This window comes from Pseudomonas putida, from assembly GCF_016406145.1.
In the GTDB taxonomy this organism is placed as follows: Bacteria; Pseudomonadota; Gammaproteobacteria; order Pseudomonadales; family Pseudomonadaceae; genus Aquipseudomonas; species Aquipseudomonas putida_E.
The window spans coordinates 3720264-3739570 of the sequence record NZ_CP066306.1; the positions used below are offsets into that span (position 1 = coordinate 3720264).

General features: G+C 61.3%; 18 protein-coding genes and 1 tRNA gene. 12 read left to right on the forward strand and 7 right to left on the reverse strand.

Annotation, left to right across the window (positions count from 1 at the left end):
- Positions 1-57: 57 nt before the first annotated feature.
- From JET17_RS17135 to JET17_RS17145, 3 genes are all read right to left on the reverse strand, one after another.
- Positions 58-753: a glutathione S-transferase N-terminal domain-containing protein gene (locus JET17_RS17135; protein ID WP_012315218.1), complete on the reverse strand. Its 696-nt coding sequence runs from the start codon at positions 751-753 to the stop codon at positions 58-60.
- A 73-nt stretch (positions 754-826) separates the two neighbouring features.
- Positions 827-1327 (reverse strand): PaaI family thioesterase, encoded by a 501-nt coding sequence (locus JET17_RS17140; RefSeq protein WP_012315219.1) that lies wholly within the window; start codon positions 1325-1327, stop codon positions 827-829.
- Between the two features lie 106 nt (positions 1328-1433).
- Positions 1434-2816, reverse strand: a complete 1383-nt coding sequence (locus JET17_RS17145) for an amino acid permease (protein WP_012315220.1) — start codon at positions 2814-2816, stop codon at positions 1434-1436.
- 255 nt (positions 2817-3071) lie between these two features.
- Here JET17_RS17145 and JET17_RS17150 point away from each other — a divergent pair, with 255 nt between their 5' ends.
- Entirely contained in the window at positions 3072-3968 is an 897-nt protein-coding gene (locus JET17_RS17150) for a LysR substrate-binding domain-containing protein (protein WP_012315221.1), read from the forward strand.
- Positions 3969-4073: 105 nt separating this feature from the next.
- A complete protein-coding gene (locus tag JET17_RS17155; protein WP_012315222.1) occupies positions 4074-5318 on the forward strand; it encodes an aspartate aminotransferase family protein in 1245 nt (414 codons plus the stop codon).
- Between the two features lie 3 nt (positions 5319-5321).
- On the opposite strand, the gene JET17_RS17160 is transcribed toward JET17_RS17155, so the two are convergent.
- Positions 5322-5624: a hypothetical protein gene (locus JET17_RS17160; RefSeq protein ID WP_012315223.1), complete on the reverse strand. Its 303-nt coding sequence runs from the start codon at positions 5622-5624 to the stop codon at positions 5322-5324.
- 139 nt (positions 5625-5763) lie between these two features.
- Here JET17_RS17160 and JET17_RS17165 point away from each other — a divergent pair, with 139 nt between their 5' ends.
- Positions 5764-6189, forward strand: coding sequence for a hypothetical protein (locus JET17_RS17165; RefSeq protein ID WP_012315224.1), 426 nt, complete (start codon positions 5764-5766; stop codon positions 6187-6189).
- 73 nt (positions 6190-6262) lie between these two features.
- Complete coding sequence (gene fusA, locus JET17_RS17170; RefSeq protein WP_012315225.1) at positions 6263-8374, forward strand: elongation factor G; 2112 nt, start codon at positions 6263-6265, stop codon at positions 8372-8374.
- A 50-nt stretch (positions 8375-8424) separates the two neighbouring features.
- Here the strand turns inward: fusA and JET17_RS17175 are convergent, their stop codons facing one another.
- Positions 8425-9867 (reverse strand): SulP family inorganic anion transporter, encoded by a 1443-nt coding sequence (locus JET17_RS17175; RefSeq protein ID WP_012315226.1) that lies wholly within the window; start codon positions 9865-9867, stop codon positions 8425-8427.
- A 102-nt stretch (positions 9868-9969) separates the two neighbouring features.
- Entirely contained in the window at positions 9970-11124 is a 1155-nt protein-coding gene (locus JET17_RS17180) for a hypothetical protein (protein ID WP_012315227.1), read from the reverse strand.
- Between the two features lie 141 nt (positions 11125-11265).
- Here JET17_RS17180 and JET17_RS17185 point away from each other — a divergent pair, with 141 nt between their 5' ends.
- The 7 genes from JET17_RS17185 to JET17_RS17205 all read left to right on the forward strand — a co-directional run bounded on the left by JET17_RS17185 (position 11266) and on the right by JET17_RS17205 (position 18285).
- Positions 11266-12000 (forward strand): secretin N-terminal domain-containing protein, encoded by a 735-nt coding sequence (locus JET17_RS17185; RefSeq protein WP_012315228.1) that lies wholly within the window; start codon positions 11266-11268, stop codon positions 11998-12000.
- Positions 12001-12493: 493 nt separating this feature from the next.
- On the forward strand, positions 12494-13819 hold the full coding sequence (gene aceA / locus JET17_RS17190) for an isocitrate lyase (protein ID WP_012315229.1): 1326 nt from the start codon (positions 12494-12496) through the stop codon (positions 13817-13819).
- Between the two features lie 542 nt (positions 13820-14361).
- Positions 14362-16119 carry an OPT family oligopeptide transporter gene (locus JET17_RS17195; RefSeq protein WP_012315230.1) on the forward strand — a complete coding sequence of 586 codons (1758 nt, stop codon included), beginning with the start codon at positions 14362-14364 and terminating at the stop codon, positions 16117-16119.
- A gap of 401 nt (positions 16120-16520) precedes the next feature.
- A complete protein-coding gene (locus JET17_RS27345; RefSeq protein WP_012315231.1) occupies positions 16521-16763 on the forward strand; it encodes a hypothetical protein in 243 nt (80 codons plus the stop codon).
- 150 nt (positions 16764-16913) lie between these two features.
- A complete protein-coding gene (locus JET17_RS17200) occupies positions 16914-17183 on the forward strand; it encodes a DUF3077 domain-containing protein (protein ID WP_012315232.1) in 270 nt (89 codons plus the stop codon).
- Between the two features lie 439 nt (positions 17184-17622).
- Positions 17623-17865, forward strand: a complete 243-nt coding sequence (locus JET17_RS27350; protein ID WP_012315233.1) for a hypothetical protein — start codon at positions 17623-17625, stop codon at positions 17863-17865.
- A 150-nt stretch (positions 17866-18015) separates the two neighbouring features.
- Positions 18016-18285 (forward strand): DUF3077 domain-containing protein, encoded by a 270-nt coding sequence (locus JET17_RS17205; protein WP_012315234.1) that lies wholly within the window; start codon positions 18016-18018, stop codon positions 18283-18285.
- Between the two features lie 128 nt (positions 18286-18413).
- Here the strand turns inward: JET17_RS17205 and JET17_RS17210 are convergent.
- Positions 18414-18501: transfer RNA gene (locus JET17_RS17210), tRNA-Ser, on the reverse strand.
- Between the two features lie 134 nt (positions 18502-18635).
- Between JET17_RS17210 and JET17_RS17215 the strand changes: the two genes are divergently transcribed.
- A complete protein-coding gene (locus JET17_RS17215; RefSeq protein ID WP_012315235.1) occupies positions 18636-19307 on the forward strand; it encodes a Bax inhibitor-1/YccA family protein in 672 nt (223 codons plus the stop codon).

Below are 19307 nucleotides of genomic sequence, written 5' to 3' on the forward strand. Positions count from 1 at the left end.
GGCCTGTCGCCTGAAGCCTAGGTAATTCAGTGGCCGAGGTCACGCCCCATTGCTGCCTCAGCCCGGGATTTTCAGCCCCCGCTGAACAGCTGGGCGCTCAAGGAAGCTGGCCAGCACGCGCTGCACGTTATTGAACTCATCGAAGCCGACCAGCTCACCTGCGTTATAGCGTTCCACCAGGTTACGCACCCAAGGGAAGATGGCGATATCGGCGATGCTGTACTCATCGACCATCCACTGCCGCCCTTGCAGGTGCCGGTCCAGCACGCCGAGCAGGCGCTTGGATTCATTGACGTAGCGGTCGCGTGGGCGCTTGTCTTCGTATTCCTTGCCAGCGAAGAAGTGGAAGAACCCGACCTGGCCGAACATCGGCCCGATGCCGCCCATCTGGAACATCAGCCACTGCAGCGTCTGGTAGCGGGTCGCCGGGTCATGGCTGAGCAGTTGCCCGCTCTTTTCCGCCAGGTACTGCAGGATCGCGCCCGACTCGAACAACGGCAAAGGCTGGCCGCCAGGGCCATCGGGGTCGAGGATCGCCGGGATCTTGTTGTTGGCGCTGAGCGAGATGAATTCAGGGCTCAGCTGATCGTCGGTTTCGAAGCTGACCTTGTGCGGCTCGTACGCCAGGCCGATCTCCTCCAGCATGATCGATACCTTGACGCCATTGGGCGTAGGCAGCGAGTACAGTTGCAGGCGCTCGGGGTGTTGCGCAGGCCATTTGCGGGTAACGGGAAATGCGCTGAGATCGGTCATGGTCAACCTGTGCCAGGGGAATGGACCTGTCACTTTAGTAACATCATGGGCGGCTGACCATCACCTGCCGTTGTCAGCTCACCTGGGCATGGGCCTTGAGCTTGAGCTTGTCGGTATCCACACGGACGAACACCGAATCGGCGCAGACGGTCAGCACATCCCCCGCCCAGACCTCGCAGATTACCCGTGTCTTGCGCCCGACTTCGCCTTCCACACGCGCCTTGAGCAGCAGCTCGACACCCATGGGTGTCGGCTTGAGGTAGTTCAGGCCCAGGCTGCCGGTGACACAATCGATACGCGGCAGGCTGCCAGGGGTTCGCCCTTCGGCCCGGTAGTGGTAAGCCATGGCAGTCCAGTTGGAGTGGCAATCGACCAGCATCGCCAGCAGGCCGCCGTAGACCAGCCCCGGCCAGCCGGTGAAGGTGGTGTCGGGCGTGTGGCGGCACAGCAGATGGATACCGTCGGCGTCCCAATGGCTCTGCACATGCAGACCGCTGGGGTGGGCAACGCCGCAGCCGTAGCAAATGCCGTCGGGTGCGGCCAGTGCCTGCAGGGAGAGAGCTTGTTCGTTCATACGCTTCCTGTGCTTGTTGGAATGGGAAGGGATGCAAGCTGCGATGTTAGCGCCGCGTTTGGCAGGGGCCAATGAAAATGCAGGGGCGCAAAGCGCCCCGCAAGGATCAGGCAGGTTGCGCCACCGCCCTGGCACGCCGCTGGGTCAGCGAAACCAGCAGGATGAACAGGGTCACCCCGGCCGTCATCAGCGTCTCGTAACGGTAGGCATCACTGAACAGCATGTAGCCCAGCACCATCACGATGGTGCCGATCACCAGCCAGGTCAGCCAGGGGAACAGCCACATCTTCAGCTCCAGCGGCCGCCCCTCTCGATCGGCGCGGGCCCGCATGCGCAACTGCGAGACGGCAATCACCAGGTACACCAGCAAGGCAATCGCGCCAGTGGTCGACAACAGGAAGCCGAACACTTTGCCGGGGAATACGTAGTTGACGAAGCAGCCGGCAAAGCCTGCCAGGGTCGAGAGGATAACCGCCACCGTCGGCACGCCGGCACCGGAGATACGCTTTGTCATGCTCAGTGCCTGGCCACGGGCGCCGAGGGAATACAGCATCCGCGAAGCGGTATAGAGGCCGGAGTTCATGCAACTGGTGACCGCCACCAGCACCACCAGGTCGACCAGCAGTTTCGCCCCGGGCACATTCAGCACCTCAAGTACCCGCTGGAACGAGCCCACGGCCTTGAGTTGCGGATCGTTCCAGGCCACCAGCGACACCACCAGGAAGATCGAGGCCAGGTAGAAGATCGCGATGCGGTACACCACCAGGTTGGTGGCACGGCGAATCTTGTCTTTCGGGTTGGCGGTCTCGTCAGCGGCAATGGTGACGATCTCGGCGCCAAAGAACGAGAAGATGGTGATCAGCACGCCACCGAGCACCGTACCGAAGCCATTGGGCATGAACCCGCCGCTGTCCCAAAGCCGGCTCACCCCTGAGACTTCGGCCAGCGGCCAGAAGCCGAACACAGCCAGGCTGCAGACCACGATGAAGGCAATGATCGCGATCACCTTGACCAGGGCAAACCAGTACTCGAACGCACCGAAGTTCTTCACGCTGACCAGGTTGGTGCCCGACAGCACAAACATGATCAGGAAGGCGAACAGCCAGGACGGTACCGCCGGGAAGTAGGCATGCAGGATGTCAGCCCCGGCGATGGCTTCGACCGGGATGATCAGCACCCAGAACCACCAGTACAGCCAGCCGATGGTGAACCCTGCCCAGGGGCCGATTGCCTCGGAGGCGTAAGTGGAGAAGGAGCCGCTGTTGGGGTTGGCGATAGCCATTTCGCCGAGCATGCGCATCACCAGCAACACCAGCAGGCCGGTCATGGCGTAGGAGATGAGAATGGCCGGGCCAGCGGTGGCAATGGCGTTGGAGGAACCGATGAACAGGCCGGCGCCAATGATGCCGGCAATGGAAATCATCGACACCTGACGGGAGGTCAGGCCGTGCTGCAGGGAACGCTGTTTCTTGTTTTCTAGCGAAGCCATGGAGAACCCTCGAATGGGTCGGCCGCCGCAGGGACGGCTGAAAAAGTTGGAGCAGAATTCTTGTAAGTCGTGATGCTCTTTTTTCTTGTTTTGAAGTCGCCGGCGGTGCACTTGCCTCCTCTTCGCAGTACCGGTTGTAATCGTTGATCCAGGTCAGTATTAATCTATAGGGCGAGGTCAACAAACGACCTTTTCGAAGCACATGATTCCAATATGGAATGAACTCCTTCCTTTTTTGCTCGGTACGCGCCTGCCATGTCCAAACGCCTGATGCCCTCGACTACCGCCCTGCAGTGCTTCGAAGCGGCCGCCCGCCACCTGAGCTTCACCCGGGCGGCACAGGAACTGCACCTGACCCAGAGCGCCGTCAGCAAGCAGGTCGCGCAACTTGAAGAAATGCTGGCGCACTCGCTGTTCCAGCGCATTCGCCGGCGCCTGCACCTGACTCCGGCGGGCGCCCTGTACCTGACCGAAGTGAACAAGATCCTTAACCAGATCGACATTTCCAGCCGCTACATCCTCAGCTATGGCGACGAAACCGAAGTGCTGCGCATCGCCACCCAGCCCACCTTCGGTGCGCGCTGGCTGGTGCCCAGGCTCAAGGGCTTCGGTGACCGCTACCCGCGCATCCACCTGGACATCCGCAACGAACTGGAGCCGTTCGACCTGGTGCAGGCCAAGGCCGACATCGCCTTCTTTTTCGGCCAGGGCACTTGGCCAGGGGCGACCTGCATCGAACTGTTCAGCGAAGAGGTGGTGCCAGTGTGCGCCCCGCAGCTACAGGCCAGGCACCGCTTCGACAGTGCCCAAGCCCTCACCGAGCACCGCTTGCTGCAATGCGCATCACGCCCGGAGGCCTGGCACGAATGGTTTCTGGGGCTGGGCCTGCACAGCCAGAACAGCTACCACGGGCCGCGCTTCGACACGTTCTACCTGTGCATACGTGCGGCCATCGCCGGTTGCGGCATCGCCCTGATCCCGCGCTATCTGGTGGCCGAGGAGCTGAGCGAAGGCAAGCTGGTAGTGGCCTGGGACCACCCGGTGGCGAGCAATGGGCGGCACTTCATCGCCCATGCCGAACATGCGGCAGAGGTGCCGAAGATCAGGGCCTTCGTGCAGTGGATTGGTGAACGCGTGGCAGAGGGAGATTGACCAAGTTCGCGAATCCAGGGAATGAACGCAATCGAATAATTCGTTTGCGGAACAACACTTCGGCGCGCTTCGATATTAAGAAACTCGAACAAGGTCTGCGTGCCCATGAATCTGGAAAGTATCAGCCAATCCATTGCCATCGTTCATCCGATTACACTTTCCCATGGCCGTAATGCCGAAGTCTGGGATACCGACGGCAAACGTTACATCGACTTCGTCGGCGGCATCGGCGTGCTCAACCTGGGCCACTGCAACCCGGCCGTGGTCGCGGCAATCCAGGCCCAGGCCACGCGCCTGACCCACTATGCTTTCAACGCGGCGCCTCACGGCCCTTACCTGGAGCTCATGGAGCGCCTGCGCGCGTTCGTGCCGGTCAGCTACCCGCTGGCCGGCATGCTTACCAACAGCGGCGCAGAAGCGGCGGAAAACGCCCTCAAAGTCGCCCGTGGCGCAACCGGCAAGCGCGCCATCATCGCCTTCGATGGCGGCTTTCATGGCCGCACCCTGGCAACCCTGAACCTCAACGGCAAGGTCGCCCCCTACAAACAACGCGTCGGTGAACTGCCGGGGCCGGTGTACCACCTGCCCTACCCCAGCGCCGACACCGGCGTCACCTGCGAGCAGGCGCTCAAGGCCATGGATCGTCTGTTCAGCGTCGAGCTGGCAGTAGAGGACGTGGCGGCGTTCATCCTGGAGCCCGTGCAAGGTGAAGGTGGCTTCCTCGCCCTGGACCCGGCCTTTGCCCAGGCGCTGCGCCGTTTCTGCGACGAGCGCGGGATCCTGATCATCATCGACGAGATCCAGTCAGGTTTCGGCCGCACCGGCCAGCGCTTCGCCTTCCCGCGGCTGGGCATCGAGCCAGACCTGCTGCTGTTGGCCAAGAGTATTGCCGGCGGCATGCCGCTGGGGGCGGTGGTCGGGCGCCAGGCGTTGATGGCGGCGCTACCCAAGGGCGGCCTCGGCGGGACCTATTCGGGCAATCCGATTGCCTGTGCGGCGGCGCTGGCGAGCCTGGCGCAGATGACCGATGAGAACGTCGCCACATGGGGCGAGCGCCAGGAGCAGGCCATCGTCAGCCGGGTTGAACGCTGGCAGCAACGCTTCCCGTTCATCGGGCGCCTGACAGGCGTGGGTGCGATGCGCGGGATCGAGTTCGTCAATGCCGACGGCAGCCCTGCCCCCGCTCAGCTGGCCAAGGTCATGGACGCAGCGAGGCCCAAAGGCCTGTTGCTGATGCCCAGCGGCAAGGCGCGACACATCATTCGCCTGCTGGCGCCACTGACCATCGAAGCCGAGGTGCTCGAAGAAGGGTTGAATATCTTCGAGCAGTGCCTGGCCGAGTTGAACTGAGGCTTACAGGCCCAGTTCTTCCGGGGTGAGCATGTCGGACTCGAAAGCGATCCAGCCGCCTTCGAGTTCGGCGTGGCCGTTGACGATCGGGCCGTAGTAGGTCAGGCCGTTCTCCAGCGTCACGCAGATATGCGTGGCCGGTTTTTCCGGGGCCGCCAGCGTGCCGACGAAATGCACCTTCTTCAGGGTTTCTGTCACGGCTTCCAGACCAACACGCATGCTGGGGTTTTCCGAGGCCTCGATATCGCCCCCACGGTCTTCGGCGCTGATGGTGACGGTGGCGGTGTACGGGAACTGGGTGCTCAAGCGGGGTTACCTCGGTGTTGGATGCAGACTTGCGGGCGCGTAGAGTACGGCAGCTGTGCGCTGTTGTCTCTAATGGCCTCCCCCGCCTTGATCTGTTAGGGTGCCCGCCGATGCACGCCACACCACACGAGGACACCGAGTGAGCGCCGAAGAACCCCTGATCGCCGACCTGTTCGAGGTCGACAAACGCCTGACCCTCAAGCCCGTCGTGGACTTCAACAGCTACCTGCGCAACGCTTTTGGCGAAGGCCCGTGCCGCTGCCACCGCTGCACCGAAGGTGGCGACGAAAGCACCTATACGCACGCCCACAGCTTTATGTTCGAGGGTGGCCAGTGGCACCGCCGTTTCGCCAGCACCGCCGGCAGCGACGTCGCGCAGGTACTGAAAAAAGCCTGGCTGTCGTACACCAAGGCTGACCTGAACCCGGTCGGTGCCCTGGACATGGCCACCCTCAAGACCTTTACCGAAGCGGCTATGCACGAGCGCCTGCTGGCCCTGCTGCCCGCCAGCGGCGTTGCCCGCGAAGTGGACGGCCAGTGGTTGCTGCAAGCCCAGGCCGACTGACGGCCCGGCGGTAAAGCAGGATTCTCCCGCTCTGCTACCTTGGGAGAATCCGCTCATCCGCAGGTAGTCCGTCATGGCCCGCACAACGCCCATCGAGCTGTACCGCAACATTGGTATCGTCGCCCACGTGGATGCCGGCAAGACCACGACCACCGAGCGCATCCTGTTCTACACCGGGGTCAACCACAAGATGGGCGAGGTGCACGATGGCGCCGCGACCATGGACTGGATGGCGCAGGAACAGGAACGCGGCATCACCATCACCTCGGCGGCGACCACGGCCTTCTGGCAGGGCTCGACCAAGCAGTTCGCCGACAAGTACCGTTTCAACATCATCGATACCCCAGGCCACGTCGACTTCACCATCGAGGTGGAACGTTCGCTGCGCGTGCTCGATGGCGCCGTGGTGGTGTTCAGCGGTGCCGACGGTGTAGAGCCGCAGTCCGAGACGGTGTGGCGCCAGGCCAACAAGTATCACGTCCCGCGCCTGGCCTATATCAACAAGATGGACCGCCAAGGCGCGGACTTCTTGCGCGTGGTCAAACAGATCGACAAGCGCCTGGGGCACCACCCGGTACCGATCCAGCTGGCCATCGGCAGCGAAGAGAACTTCATCGGCCAGATCGACCTGGTGAAGATGAAGGCGATCTACTGGAACGACGCCGACCACGGCACCACCTATCGCGAAGAAGAAATCCCTGACGAACTCAAGGCCCTGGCCGACGAATGGCGCGCGCACATGGTCGAAGCGGCAGCCGAGGCCAATGATGAATTGACCACCAAGTTTCTCGACGGCGAGGAGCTGAGCATCGACGAGATCAAGGCCGCCCTGCGCCAGCGCACCATTGCCAACGAAATCGTGCCGACCATACTCGGCTCTTCGTTCAAGAACAAAGGCGTGCCGCTGATGCTCGATGCGGTGATCGACTACCTGCCAGCGCCCTCGGAGATCCCGGCAATCAAGGGCACCGACCCGGACGACGAAGACAAACACCTGGAACGCCACGCCGACGACAACGAACCGTTTTCGGCCCTGGCGTTCAAAATCGCCACCGACCCGTTCGTCGGCACGCTCACGTTTGCCCGGGTGTACTCCGGCGTGCTCAGTTCCGGCAACGCAGTGCTCAATTCGGTCAAAGGCAAGAAGGAACGCATCGGCCGAATGGTGCAGATGCATGCCAACCAACGTGCAGAAATCAAGGATGTATGCGCCGGCGACATCGCCGCCCTCATCGGCATGAAGGACGTGACGACCGGCGACACGCTGTGCGACATGGACAAACCGATCATCCTCGAGCGCATGGACTTCCCGGACCCGGTGATCTCCGTAGCCGTAGAACCCAAAACCAAAGCCGACCAGGAGAAAATGGGCATCGCCCTGGGCAAGCTGGCCCAGGAAGACCCCTCGTTCCGCGTGCGCACCGATGAGGAGACCGGCCAGACCATCATTTCAGGCATGGGCGAACTGCACCTGGACATCATCGTCGACCGCATGCGGCGTGAGTTCAACGTCGAGGCCAATATCGGCAAGCCCCAAGTGGCCTACCGCGAGAAGATCCGCAACACCTGCGAGATCGAGGGCCGCTTCGTTCGCCAGTCCGGCGGGCGCGGCCAGTATGGGCACTGCTGGATCCGCTTTGCACCGGGCGATGAAGGCAAGGAAGGCCTGGAGTTCATCAACGAGATCGTTGGCGGTGTGGTACCCCGCGAGTACATCCCGGCGATCCAGAAAGGCATCGAGGAGCAGATGAAAAACGGCGTGCTTGCCGGCTACCCGCTGATCAGCCTCAAGGCTGCGGTGTTCGACGGCTCCTATCACGACGTCGACTCCAACGAGATGGCCTACAAGATCGCCGCTTCCATGGCCACCAAGCAGCTTTCGCAAAAAGGCGGAGCGGTGTTGCTGGAGCCGGTGATGAAGGTCGAAGTGGTCACGCCCGAGGAATACCAGGGCGACATCATGGGCGACCTGAGCCGGCGCCGCGGCATGATCCAGGATGGCGACGAGACCCCTGCCGGCAAGGTGATCCGTGCCGAGGTGCCGCTGGGAGAAATGTTCGGCTACGCCACCTCGATGCGCTCGATGACCCAAGGGCGGGCCAGCTACACGATGGAGTTCACCCGTTATGCCGAGGCGCCGGCGAGCATTGCTGACGGGATTGTGAAGAAGAATCGCGGGGAGTGAAGCCGCGAGGGCTATGCCGGCGATAGGGCCAGCACAGCCCCCGCAAAAACTCAGTGCTGCTCGCCTGCCCGCTTCAACAGTTTCTTGCAGCGCTCGGACAGATGCACCACCCGCAGCTGCTTGCCCGCCTTGGCATACCGCTCGCGCAAGGTCTTCAATGCAGCAATTGCCGAATAATCGACGAAGCTCACGTGTTGGCAGTCCAAGGTAACCTTGGCCGGGTCACCCGCCGGGTCGAACTGGTTTAGAAACGGCGTGACCGAGGCGAAGAACAGCGTGCCATGCACCTGGTAATGCTTGACCCCCTCGGCGTCCTCATGGCTGTCGGCGTACAGCTCCCGAGCATGCTGCCAGGCAAAATTCACCGCCGCGATGACGATGCCGAACAGTACGGCCGTGGCCAGGTCGGTGAACACCGTGACCACCGTCACGGCAATGATCGCCAGCACATCGCTCACCGGCACTTTGTGCAGCACGCGCAAGGACGCCCACGCGAACGTCTGCTGGGCGACCACGAACATCACCCCGACCAGCGCCGCCAACGGGATACGCTCGATCAGCGGCGACAGGAACAACACGAACAGCAGGATCATCACCCCCGCCACCACGCCGGACAGCCGGCCGCGGCCATTGGAGCTGAGGTTGATCACCGTCTGGCCGATCATCGCGCAGCCGCCCATGCCACCGCACAAGCCTGAAACCATGTTGGCCGCACCCAAGGCCACGCACTCGCGATCCGGGTAGCCGCGGCTCTCGGTGATCTCGTCGGTGAGGTTCAGCGTCAGCAGGGTCTCCAGCAAGCCGACCATGGCCATCAGCACCGCGTAAGGGGCGATGATCTTCAGCGTTTCCAGGTTCCAGGGCACGTCCGGCAGGGCCAGCGTCGGCAGCCCACCAGCGATGTGCGCCATGTCGCCGAGGGTGCGGGTTGGCAGGTCGAGCAGGTACACCAAAAGGCCAACGCCGAGGATCGCCACCAGCGCTGGCGGCACGGCGCGGGTCAGCCTTGGCAGCACGTGTACCACCAGCATGGTCAGTGCCACCAGGCCGATCATCAGCCAAAGGGGCGTGCCGCTGAGCCACTGCTCACCCGTCTTGAAATGCTCCAGCTGGGCCATGGCGATGACGATCGCCAGGCCGTTGACGAAGCCAAGCATCACCGGGTAAGGCACCAGGCGCACCAGCTTGCCCAGGCGCAGCAGGCCGAACAGGATCATCACCACACCGCCCAACAGCACGGTGGCCAGCAAATACTGCGCACCGTGCTGCACCACCAGGGCGACGATCACCACCGCCATCGAGCCGGCAGCACCGGAGATCATGCCCGGGCGGCCGCCGAACAGCGCGGTGAGGGTACAGATTATGAAGGCGCCGTACAGGCCCATCAGCGGGTTGAGGTGGGCCACCAGGGCGAAGGCGATGCACTCGGGGACCAGAGCGAATGAAGTGGTCAGGCCGGCGAGCAGGTCGGCGCGAAGTCGGGCGGGTTTCATGGGTGTCCTGTGATGCAGGGCCAGGCGGCCGGTACTGAAAACAAACGAAGGGCGGGATGTTACGGAATTTGTCTGGCAGTGACCACCGCGAGCAGCCCAGCCCTAGCCGCGCGCCAGCCACTCGGCCATGGCCACATCCTCCAGCGCGTACTCGCCGCGATTGGCCTTCCACACCAGCTCCTTTTCCCGCAAGGCATCCAGGGCTTTTTGCACATTAGGTGTCGTGGCGTTGGCTTCGGCAGCAGCCTGTTCCAGCTTGCGATTGACGTCGATGAAGGTCTGTTCGGTGAAGGGCGAGAACGGCTGCCGGGCCAGCGTGCGCTCGGCCATCACCGCCAGTACCGCCTGCTGCAAGGCAGACAGCTCGTTCCAGGCACTTTCGTAGTCGCTCCACACCCCGGCCTGATGGTTCAGCGCACCGGTGCGCAGCAGCTCGCCAAGGTTGCCTGCCTCGCCCAACCCGATACTCACCTCGGTGAGCAACTTGCCGAGCATCTCCGGGCGCCGGCCAACACGTTCAAAGGCATACTCCAGATCCTCTGCCTTGAACTGGTTGCTGGCCGCCAGACGGCCATTCCAGACACCGGTCACGAAGTCGACGAAGTCCCGCCCCAACAGCGGAAACGCAGTGATGCTGGCGCCATAGAATGGCTGCTTGCTCTTGAGCACCAGATTGGCCAGCTTGTCCCGACTGGACCCGGTAAACACCAGGCGCAGACCATCGGGGCGGTCACCCCGGTTGAGGTGGTCGCGCGCCGCCTTGAGCGCGAACATGGCGTTCAGCCCACCCTCGCTGTTAAGGGCATGCTGCGCCTCATCCACTACCAGCACCACCATTTGCCCACACACCTGATGCAGCACCGCAAGCGCCTGGGCCAGCGTGGTACCGGCGGGCAGCTGCGGCCGAGTGAAATCCCAGCTGAGCGTACGCAGCAGGTTGATCTTATCGATACCCGCCTTCTTCGCGGTTTTGGCCAAGGTGCTTTCAAAACGCGCCAGAGCGCTGCCGATGGCACCGCTGATCAACTCGGCGGGGTCGGCATCACGGTCAGACCACAGGTCGACATACACCGGCAGCCAGCCTCGCTCCAGGCAGGCTGGAATGAAGTCGTTGTTCAGGAACGTGCTCTTGCCCGTGCGCCTTGGCGCAGCGAGAAACATACCCGAGCTGTAGTCGACGAACGATTCGCCAGCCAGGTCCCGCACCAAGGCTTGAGCCAACTGTTCGCGGCGGAAGATCGGGCGGGCAAGGCTCATGGCAATATCCTGAATTATCCAGATGACTATAATTTATATCTTATAGAATAAATCCAGGATAAAAGACACCTTGTGATGGACAACCGGCACGAGTCGCGCAATTTTGCCATCATGTTGATTCCACCTGCGGAGATCATGGACATGGCGCTACGCCCCTTTCTAACTTCCCTGCTGCTGGCCGCCAGCCTGGCCGCCCAAGCCGCCACCGAAGTGCTGCCGCTGCAGCACCGCAGCAGCGCCGAACTGCTGCCCGCCGCCCAATCGTTCATTGGCAAGGACGGTAGCGTCAGCGCCTTCGAGAACAAGTTGATCGTCACTGCCAGCCCCGAACGCGTAGACGACCTGCGCGCCCTGCTGCAACAGCTGGACACCGCGCCGAAGCGCCTGATGATCAGCGTCGACAACAACGACAGCAACTATCAGGACAACCGTGGCAATGCGCGCATCATCCATTACGGCACCAGCAACCGGGATGGTGGCCTGCAACAGGTCCAGGCCAGCGAAGGCCAACCGGCGCTGATCCAGGTCGGCCAGAGCATCCCGGTCACCAGTACCAGCACCGACGGCTATGGGCGCATCCAGAGCAACACCGAATACCGTAATGTGACCCAGGGTTTCTACGTGACCCCAAGCCTGATCGGCGAAACCGTTCGCCTGCAAATAAGCACCAATAATGACCGAATGAGCCATGAACGTGCTGATGTAGTGAAAGTACAAAGTACCGACACGACGGTCACCGGCAAGCTCGGCGAGTGGATTACCCTGGCTGGGTTCAACCAGCAGAGCCAGGCCGATCTCAGCGCGTCAAGCCGCACTTACAGCACCCAACGGGGTGAAAACATGACTTTACGTGTCAAAGTCGACCTTCTCGACTGATCCCAGGCAAATCAAGGCCTCGACCAAAGGCCTTGAAACTGACCAACAAGTCGCATTAGACCAAAGATGTAGTAAGCCCAAAAAAGCACTACAAAACATTTGACAGGCTCTTTTTTCCAAGGGCATGATGGCCTCGCTCCCGCTAATCAGGGGCCCTGGCAAGGGCCTTCGAGGCGCCCTCCTCCCACCCCTGGAGGCACCTCGTGTCTATACGGCCCACAAGGCGTGTTCGACGGGATTGCGACTGCAACGAAGAAGTTGTCCCGAGGGACGGAAGCGCATCACCGCAGTTCTGGCAATCGCGTAGCACCGCAGCAAGGCATCCACGAGCCGACCTGCTGGCGCATGCCCTCGCCCAGGCTGCAACTCCTTCCCCTTCGAGCCTTCGCGTTTGCCGCCGCACTCCCCCGAACAGGACAGCCGCCACACCCCTGATTCGCTTCGTGAGCATCAGCACAATTACCCCAAGATCGATGCGACGAGGTTTATTTCCATGGCACTGACACGCGAACAGCAAATTGCAGCCCTCGAGAAAGACTGGGCCGAAAACCCGCGCTGGAAAGGCGTGACCCGTACCTACACCGCCGCCGATGTCGTTCGCCTGCGTGGCTCCCTGCAGCCGGAGCACACCCTGGCCCGCCTGGGTGCAGAAAAACTGTGGAAGCTGGTCACCGAGGGTGCCCACCCGTCCTTCCGCCCAGAAAAAGATTTCGTCAACTGCATGGGCGCCCTGACCGGCGGCCAGGCAGTGCAGCAGGTCAAGGCCGGCATCCAGGCCATCTACCTGTCTGGCTGGCAGGTGGCCGCCGACAACAACTCGGCCGAGTCCATGTACCCTGACCAGTCGCTGTACCCGGTCGACTCCGTACCGACTGTGGTCAAGCGCATCAACAACTCGTTCCGCCGCGCCGACCAGATCCAGTGGAAAGCCGGCAAGAACCCGGGCGACGAAGGCTACATCGACTACTTCGCGCCAATCGTAGCGGACGCTGAGGCCGGTTTCGGCGGCGTGTTGAACGCCTACGAACTGATGAAGAACATGATCGAAGCGGGCGCCGCCGGCGTGCACTTCGAAGACCAGCTGGCCTCGGTGAAAAAGTGTGGCCACATGGGCGGCAAGGTCCTGGTACCTACCCAGGAAGCCGTGCAGAAGCTGGTTGCAGCGCGCCTGGCCGCTGACGTATCGGGCGTACCGACCATCATCCTGGCCCGCACCGACGCCAACGCCGCCGACCTGCTGACCAGCGACTGCGACCCGTACGACCAGCCGTTCGTGATCGGTGAGCGTACCCGTGAAGGCTTCTACAAGGTCCGCGCCGGCCTCGACCAGGCCATCGCCCGCGGCCTTGCCTACGCGCCATACGCCGACCTGATCTGGTGCGAAACCGCCAAGCCAGACCTGGACGAAGCACGCCGCTTCGCCGAAGCGATCAAGAAGGAATACCCGGACCAACTGCTGTCGTACAACTGCTCGCCTTCCTTCAACTGGAAGAAAAACCTGGACGACGCCACCATCGCCAAATTCCAGCGCGAGCTGTCGGCCATGGGCTACAAACACCAGTTCATCACCCTGGCTGGTATCCACAACATGTGGCACGGCATGTTCAACCTGGCGCACGACTACGCCCGCAACGACATGACCGCCTACGTGAAGCTGCAGGAGCAGGAATTCGCCGACGCCAGCAAAGGCTACACCTTCGTGGCGCACCAGCAGGAAGTGGGCACCGGCTACTTCGACGACATGACCACCGTGATTCAGGGTGGCGCATCCTCGGTGACGGCACTGACCGGTTCGACCGAGGAAGAGCAGTTCCACTGATAGTGTTTGCTGCTGAAGAAAGGGCCCGGGGCTTGTGAAAGCCCCGGGCTTTTTAGTTCAGGTTTCTGGTTGTTTTCAGAAAATCGGTTTTCCCCGGCTCGAATGAGCCCACGCAGATCTGAAACCTTCATGCCAGAGGGGTTTCGGCATTGCGCTACAGCAGCGCCAAGAGCGATGACAGGTGTAGCAGCCGTTATGAGAATGACGCACGTCACATCGCACTGACTTTTCTTTCACTCAATTTTCACGGCACCAGGCAGAGACTAAAGCTATCCCTACGTGATAGACGCTCCTTTGCCCGCCCCTCCCGGCGGGCTTTCTTTTGCTCACGATTTGCAGTGGCTTGTCTCATCGCCCATTGCACCGTCCATTTCAAAAGCGCTACCCATCGGCGCACCGCAATAACTGGCAGATAGCCAAACCGGGTCAATATTTTTCAAATCTCTTTCCCGGCCGGGTCACACTGGCTGCTACTGAACCTTCATGGCTTTGCGGGCTCAGTTGTGCAGACAGCGCTCGCGCCATCTAGAAAGGGATTTGCAATGGGACATGCTCCAGCCGCCGCCCTACCAAGGGTTCGCATCGAACGTGAGCTGAGCCTGCGGGCTGTGCTCACCGGCGCGGTGCTGGGCATTTTGCTCACGCCTTCGAATGTCTATGCCGGGCTCAGGATCGGCTGGTCATTCAACATGTCGATCATCGCTTTGCTGGTCGGCTTCGCCCTGTGGCAGGGTATCGCGGGCCGCAAGAAGGAGCGGCCCGTTTGGACGTTGCACGAAAGCAACATCAACCAGACTGTGGCGTCGGCCGCCGCTTCCATCATTTCCGGCGGGCTGGTGGCGCCGATCCCGGCCTATACGCTGCTCACCGGCCACCAACTGGACCCGCTGCCGATGATGGCCTGGGTTTTCTCGGTAAGCTTCCTGGGCATCTGGATCGCCTGGTATCTGCGCCCCGCCTTGCTCAACGACCATGACCTGAAGTTCCCCGAAGGCATGGCGACCCTGGAAACGCTGCAGCAGATTTACCATCATGGGCGCGAAGCCATGTCTCGCATCAAGGTTCTCTGCGGTGCCGCGCTGCTGTCAGGGCTGGTGAAGTGGATTGACGGCTTCGTCTGGGCGATACCACGCTGGGCACCCACGCCTGCGCTCGAGCGCCTGACCTTTACTGTCGATCCTTCGCTGTTGCTCATCGGTTTTGGCGGCATCATCGGCATTCGAGTTGGCCTGACGTTGCTGTTCGGCGCCGCACTGGCTTGGGGCGGGCTAGCGCCGTGGCTGATCGACCACACATTGGTAGTGATCGACCCGAACGCCAGCGGCCCCCAGTTCGCGGCGCTGGTGGAGTGGCTGTTGTGGCCGGGCGTAAGCCTGATGGTCTGTGCGACCCTGACTTCATTGGCAGTTCGTCTGTTCCGAGTGTCACGGCGGTTGCCTGCAAATGCGCTTGCACACCGGGCGCCGCGCGCCAGAATACGCTTGTCGCCAGGGCCTGCATCCGGCCTGCTGCTATCCGTCGCTCTGGTCGTCGCCCTGCAGGCGCTGCTGTTCGGGATCGACTGGTGGATGGCGTTGTTGAGCATTCCTTTGGCGATTTGCCTTGCCGTCGTCGCCGCGCGCGTCGCGGGGGCCACCGGCATCGCACCGATTGGCGCCATTGGCAAACTGTCGCAGCTCGGCTTCGGCTTGATCGCCCCCGGCCAGGTGGCCATCAACCTGATGAGCGCCAACACGGCGGGGGGCGCGGCCGGACAATCCACTGACCTGATGAACGACTTCAAGGTTGGCTTGGCGATCGGCGCGACCCCGCACAAGCAACTCGTTGCCCAATGCATCGGTATTTTCATCGGCAGCGTGGTCGGCGTGCTGGTTTACCTGATGCTGATACCGGATCCGCAGGCCATGCTGCTTACCGAGCAGTGGCCTGCCCCGGCTGTCGCGACCTGGAAAGCGGTGGCCCAGACGCTGACAGTTGGGCTGGGAGCGCTGTCGCCCGAGATTCGCTGGGCGATTTTGGTCGGCAGCGTTATAGGCGTGCTGTTGGGCACGCTGGACAGCCTGCTACCGCAACGGGCGGCCCGCTGGCTGCCGAGTACCGCCGCACTGGGGCTGGCATTCATATTGCCGGCGTCGATCGCGATGATGATGGGTTTTGGCGCAGTGCTCACATGGCTGGTCAACTGCCGGTGGCCGAGCGTCACGGAGCGCTTTGCGATCACAGCGGCAGCTGGGTTGATTGCCGGTGAAAGCATCACGGGCGTAGGGGCATCGTTCTGGGAGATGCTACGGACGCTGTAGCTGTACGAAACAGCATCGCGAACACGGCATGAGGCAGCGCTTTACTTTTGGCGGCCCTGAGTAAAGGTCAGTTCTGGGTCCGCCTGGTTTCCGTTTGTGTCCGGAAATCAGATTTTTTCCCTTTCTTGTAGTCCATTTCCCAAACATACTTCAGCCGCCTGTTTTCCGTTGCGGTCGCCCTGCTGGCGCTCTAGTCTCGGCCTGTTGCTGCACATCAGCGACACGGCTTTGACAGGCCGTAACGGTTTAAGCACATGGCTTTCCTTCTATGGTGGCTGTGCGTGGGGCACGCTTGCGTGCGCCGGAACTTTGCTTATTCCGCCGGTCTGTCAACCCACGTACAGCTGCCACCCTTCTGTTTGACAGCGGCGAGGTGACGGCATCCATAGAGGTAATAAGCGATGTTGAAGATGGTTCCTGATCCACCCCACGCCCTTCACTCTCTCGAAGACACTCTCATCCAGGCCGCAGACTTCGCTAACTGCGCGCTAGCCGTTACGCATCAGGCAATGCTGGTTCAGCCGCGGTCGCCTGCGTCGGCCCTGATGATGGCGTCAACACATGAACTCGAGTCGCTGCGTGTGCTGCTCGAGGCGGCATTGATTCAGGTCCAGATGCCGGCTGAGCCGCGAACGCTGCACTAAATCGATAACCCTGTGTTGCCTGGGCTGGCTCTATCGCCGGCAAGCCGGCTGCCACGGGTGCGCGGCATTGAGTGAGGCCGGTGTCGCGACAAAGGGCGCAGCTTACCCGCGAAGATGCCCGCCCAGGCCCTGGATGCTTGGGAGAGACCAATGACTAGCGATGAGCCGAACGTAAAAACCACTGTGGGCAAGACCACGTTCTTTCAAGGTGAAAACCAGACCCATCCACTGTTTCGCATCGAAGCCGGCATTCCCTGCCAGGATGCGCGTGAGCAAGCTTCGGAACTGATGGGCTATGTGCGGGAATTGACGGTCATCGGTGTGATGGATGAGAAACCGATGATGGTCTGGGCAGCGCATTACCTGAGTGCGTTGGCCAAGGCGCTGATGGATGATGCCGAGTTGGGGATGATGCGCTGATATCCTGACTTGCCAGGCGGTACGCCAAATGCGTCCGCCTCCGCATTGAAATGGCTGTATTGGCAGCCCCCAAGCTCTGTAAATGAGCGTAACTGTGGATGCCAATGGATAACAGGCGCGATACAGGTTTGTCTTTGTGTCAGAAAATCAGATTTTTTCCCTTTCTTGTAGTCCATTTCCCAAACATACTTCAGCCGCCTGTTTTCCGTTGCGGTCGCCCTGCTGGCGCTCTAGTCTCGGCCTGTTGCTGCACGTCAGCGACATGGCTTTGACAGGCCGTAACGGTATGTAGGTAGGCAGCGCCTTCAATGGCGGCTGTGTGTGGGGCACGCTTGCGTGCGCCGGAACTTCCTATGTCCGCCGGTCTGTCAACCTGCACACAGCTGCCACCCAAACTGTTTGACAGCAGGATAGGTGCGCTTCCTTTGGAGATATAGGAATGTTAAAGATAGTCCCCGATCCACCCCACGCCCTTCACTCTCTCGAAGACACTCTCATCCAGGCCGCAGACTTCGCTAACTGCGCGCTAGCCGTTACGCATCAGGCAATGCTGGTTCAGCCGCGGTCGCCTGCGTCGGCCCTGATGATGGCGTCAACACATGAACTCGAGTCGCTGCGTGTGCTGCTCGAGGCGGCATTGATTCAGGTCCAGATGCCGGCTGAGCCGCGAACGCTGCACTAAATCGATAACCCTGTGTTGCCTGGGCTGGCTCTATCGCCGGCAAGCCGGCTGCCACGGGTGCGCGGCATTGAGTGAGGCCGGTGTCGCGACAAAGGGCGCAGCTTACCCGCGAAGATGCCCGCCCAGGCCCTGGATGCTTGGGAGAGACCAATGACTAGCGATGAGCCGAACGTAAAAACCACTGTGGGCAAGACCACGTTCTTTCAAGGTGAAAACCAGACCCATCCACTGTTTCGCATCGAAGCCGGCATTCCCTGCCAGGATGCCCGGGAGCAAGCTTCGGAACTGATGGGCTATGTGCGGGAATTGACGGTCATCGGTGTGATGGATGAGAAACCGATGATGGTCTGGGCAGCGCATTACTTGAGTGCGTTGGCCAAGGCGCTGATGGATGATGCCGAGTTGGGGATGATGCACTGAGAAAGAGGCACGACGCGAGACGAGTAGACAAAGCATTTCCCGCCTTTAACTTAAAGGCCCACGCCTACCTGCATCCCCAACACCAGAAACGCAAAAGCCCCGAATAATCGGGGCTTTTGCTGAGAATATGGCGGAAGCGTAGAGATTCGAACTCTAGGATAGTTGCCCATCGACGGTTTTCAAGACCGTTGCCTTAAACCACTCGGCCACGCTTCCAGCTTGTTTTGCGGCCGCCATAATACCGTAATGAAACACGCTGTCAAACTCTCTATGTCGCCGGTTGCAGGAGCTCTGATAGACTCCTAGCATCTGAACGTTCCAAAACCACAGGTTTACCAAGGAGTGTCGCCATGCGCGAACAGGATTATGCCGTACACAGCGGCCAACAGGTCGAGCAGCGCGAGGTCAGCAAGGTCCTGCGCAACACCTACAGCCTGCTGGCACTCACCCTCGCCTTCAGCGGTGTTATGGCTTTCGTTGCCCAGCAGATGCGTGTCGGCTACCCGAACATCTTCGTGGTGCTGATCGGCTTCTACGGCCTGTTCTTCCTCACCAACAAACTGCGTGATTCGGTCTGGGGCCTGGTTTCCACCTTCGCTCTCACCGGCTTCATGGGCTTCATCCTCGGCCCAATCCTCAACCGTTACCTGGGCATGGCCGGTGGCGCTGAGGTGGTCAGCTCGGCCTTCGCCATGACGGCCCTGGTGTTCGGTGGCCTGTCGGCCTATGTGCTGATTTCTCGCAAGGACATGAGCTTCCTCAGCGGTTTCATCACCGCCGGCTTCTTCGTCCTGCTGGGCGCCGTAGTGGCCAGCTTCTTCTTCCAGATCAGCGGCCTGCAACTAGCGATCAGCGCTGGCTTCGTGCTGTTCTCGTCGGTCTGCATCCTGTTCCAGACCAGCGCGATCATCCACGGCGGTGAGCGTAACTACATCATGGCGACCATCAGCCTGTATGTATCGATCTACAACCTGTTTGTCAGCTTGCTGCAACTGTTCGGCATCATGGGTCGCGACGACTGA

Bases quoted from the DNA above. Each gene is read 5' to 3' on its own strand.
- JET17_RS17200 (WP_012315232.1), top strand. From the start codon at position 16,914: ATGACTAGCGATGAGCCGAACGTAAAAACCACTGTGGGCAAGACCACG.
- JET17_RS17145 (WP_012315220.1), bottom strand. From the start codon at position 2,816: ATGGCTTCGCTAGAAAACAAGAAACAGCGTTCCCTGCAGCACGGCCTG.
- JET17_RS17205 (WP_012315234.1), top strand. From the start codon at position 18,016: ATGACTAGCGATGAGCCGAACGTAAAAACCACTGTGGGCAAGACCACG.
- JET17_RS17215 (WP_012315235.1), top strand. From the start codon at position 18,636: ATGCGCGAACAGGATTATGCCGTACACAGCGGCCAACAGGTCGAGCAG.
- JET17_RS17140 (WP_012315219.1), bottom strand. From the start codon at position 1,327: ATGAACGAACAAGCTCTCTCCCTGCAGGCACTGGCCGCACCCGACGGC.
- JET17_RS27345 (WP_012315231.1), top strand. From the start codon at position 16,521: ATGTTGAAGATGGTTCCTGATCCACCCCACGCCCTTCACTCTCTCGAA.
- JET17_RS17180 (WP_012315227.1), bottom strand. From the start codon at position 11,124: ATGAGCCTTGCCCGCCCGATCTTCCGCCGCGAACAGTTGGCTCAAGCC.
- fusA (WP_012315225.1), top strand. From the start codon at position 6,263: ATGGCCCGCACAACGCCCATCGAGCTGTACCGCAACATTGGTATCGTC.
- JET17_RS17175 (WP_012315226.1), bottom strand. From the start codon at position 9,867: ATGAAACCCGCCCGACTTCGCGCCGACCTGCTCGCCGGCCTGACCACT.
- JET17_RS27350 (WP_012315233.1), top strand. From the start codon at position 17,623: ATGTTAAAGATAGTCCCCGATCCACCCCACGCCCTTCACTCTCTCGAA.
- JET17_RS17195 (WP_012315230.1), top strand. From the start codon at position 14,362: ATGGGACATGCTCCAGCCGCCGCCCTACCAAGGGTTCGCATCGAACGT.
- JET17_RS17155 (WP_012315222.1), top strand. From the start codon at position 4,074: ATGAATCTGGAAAGTATCAGCCAATCCATTGCCATCGTTCATCCGATT.
- JET17_RS17150 (WP_012315221.1), top strand. From the start codon at position 3,072: ATGTCCAAACGCCTGATGCCCTCGACTACCGCCCTGCAGTGCTTCGAA.
- JET17_RS17185 (WP_012315228.1), top strand. From the start codon at position 11,266: ATGGCGCTACGCCCCTTTCTAACTTCCCTGCTGCTGGCCGCCAGCCTG.
- JET17_RS17135 (WP_012315218.1), bottom strand. From the start codon at position 753: ATGACCGATCTCAGCGCATTTCCCGTTACCCGCAAATGGCCTGCGCAA.
- aceA (WP_012315229.1), top strand. From the start codon at position 12,494: ATGGCACTGACACGCGAACAGCAAATTGCAGCCCTCGAGAAAGACTGG.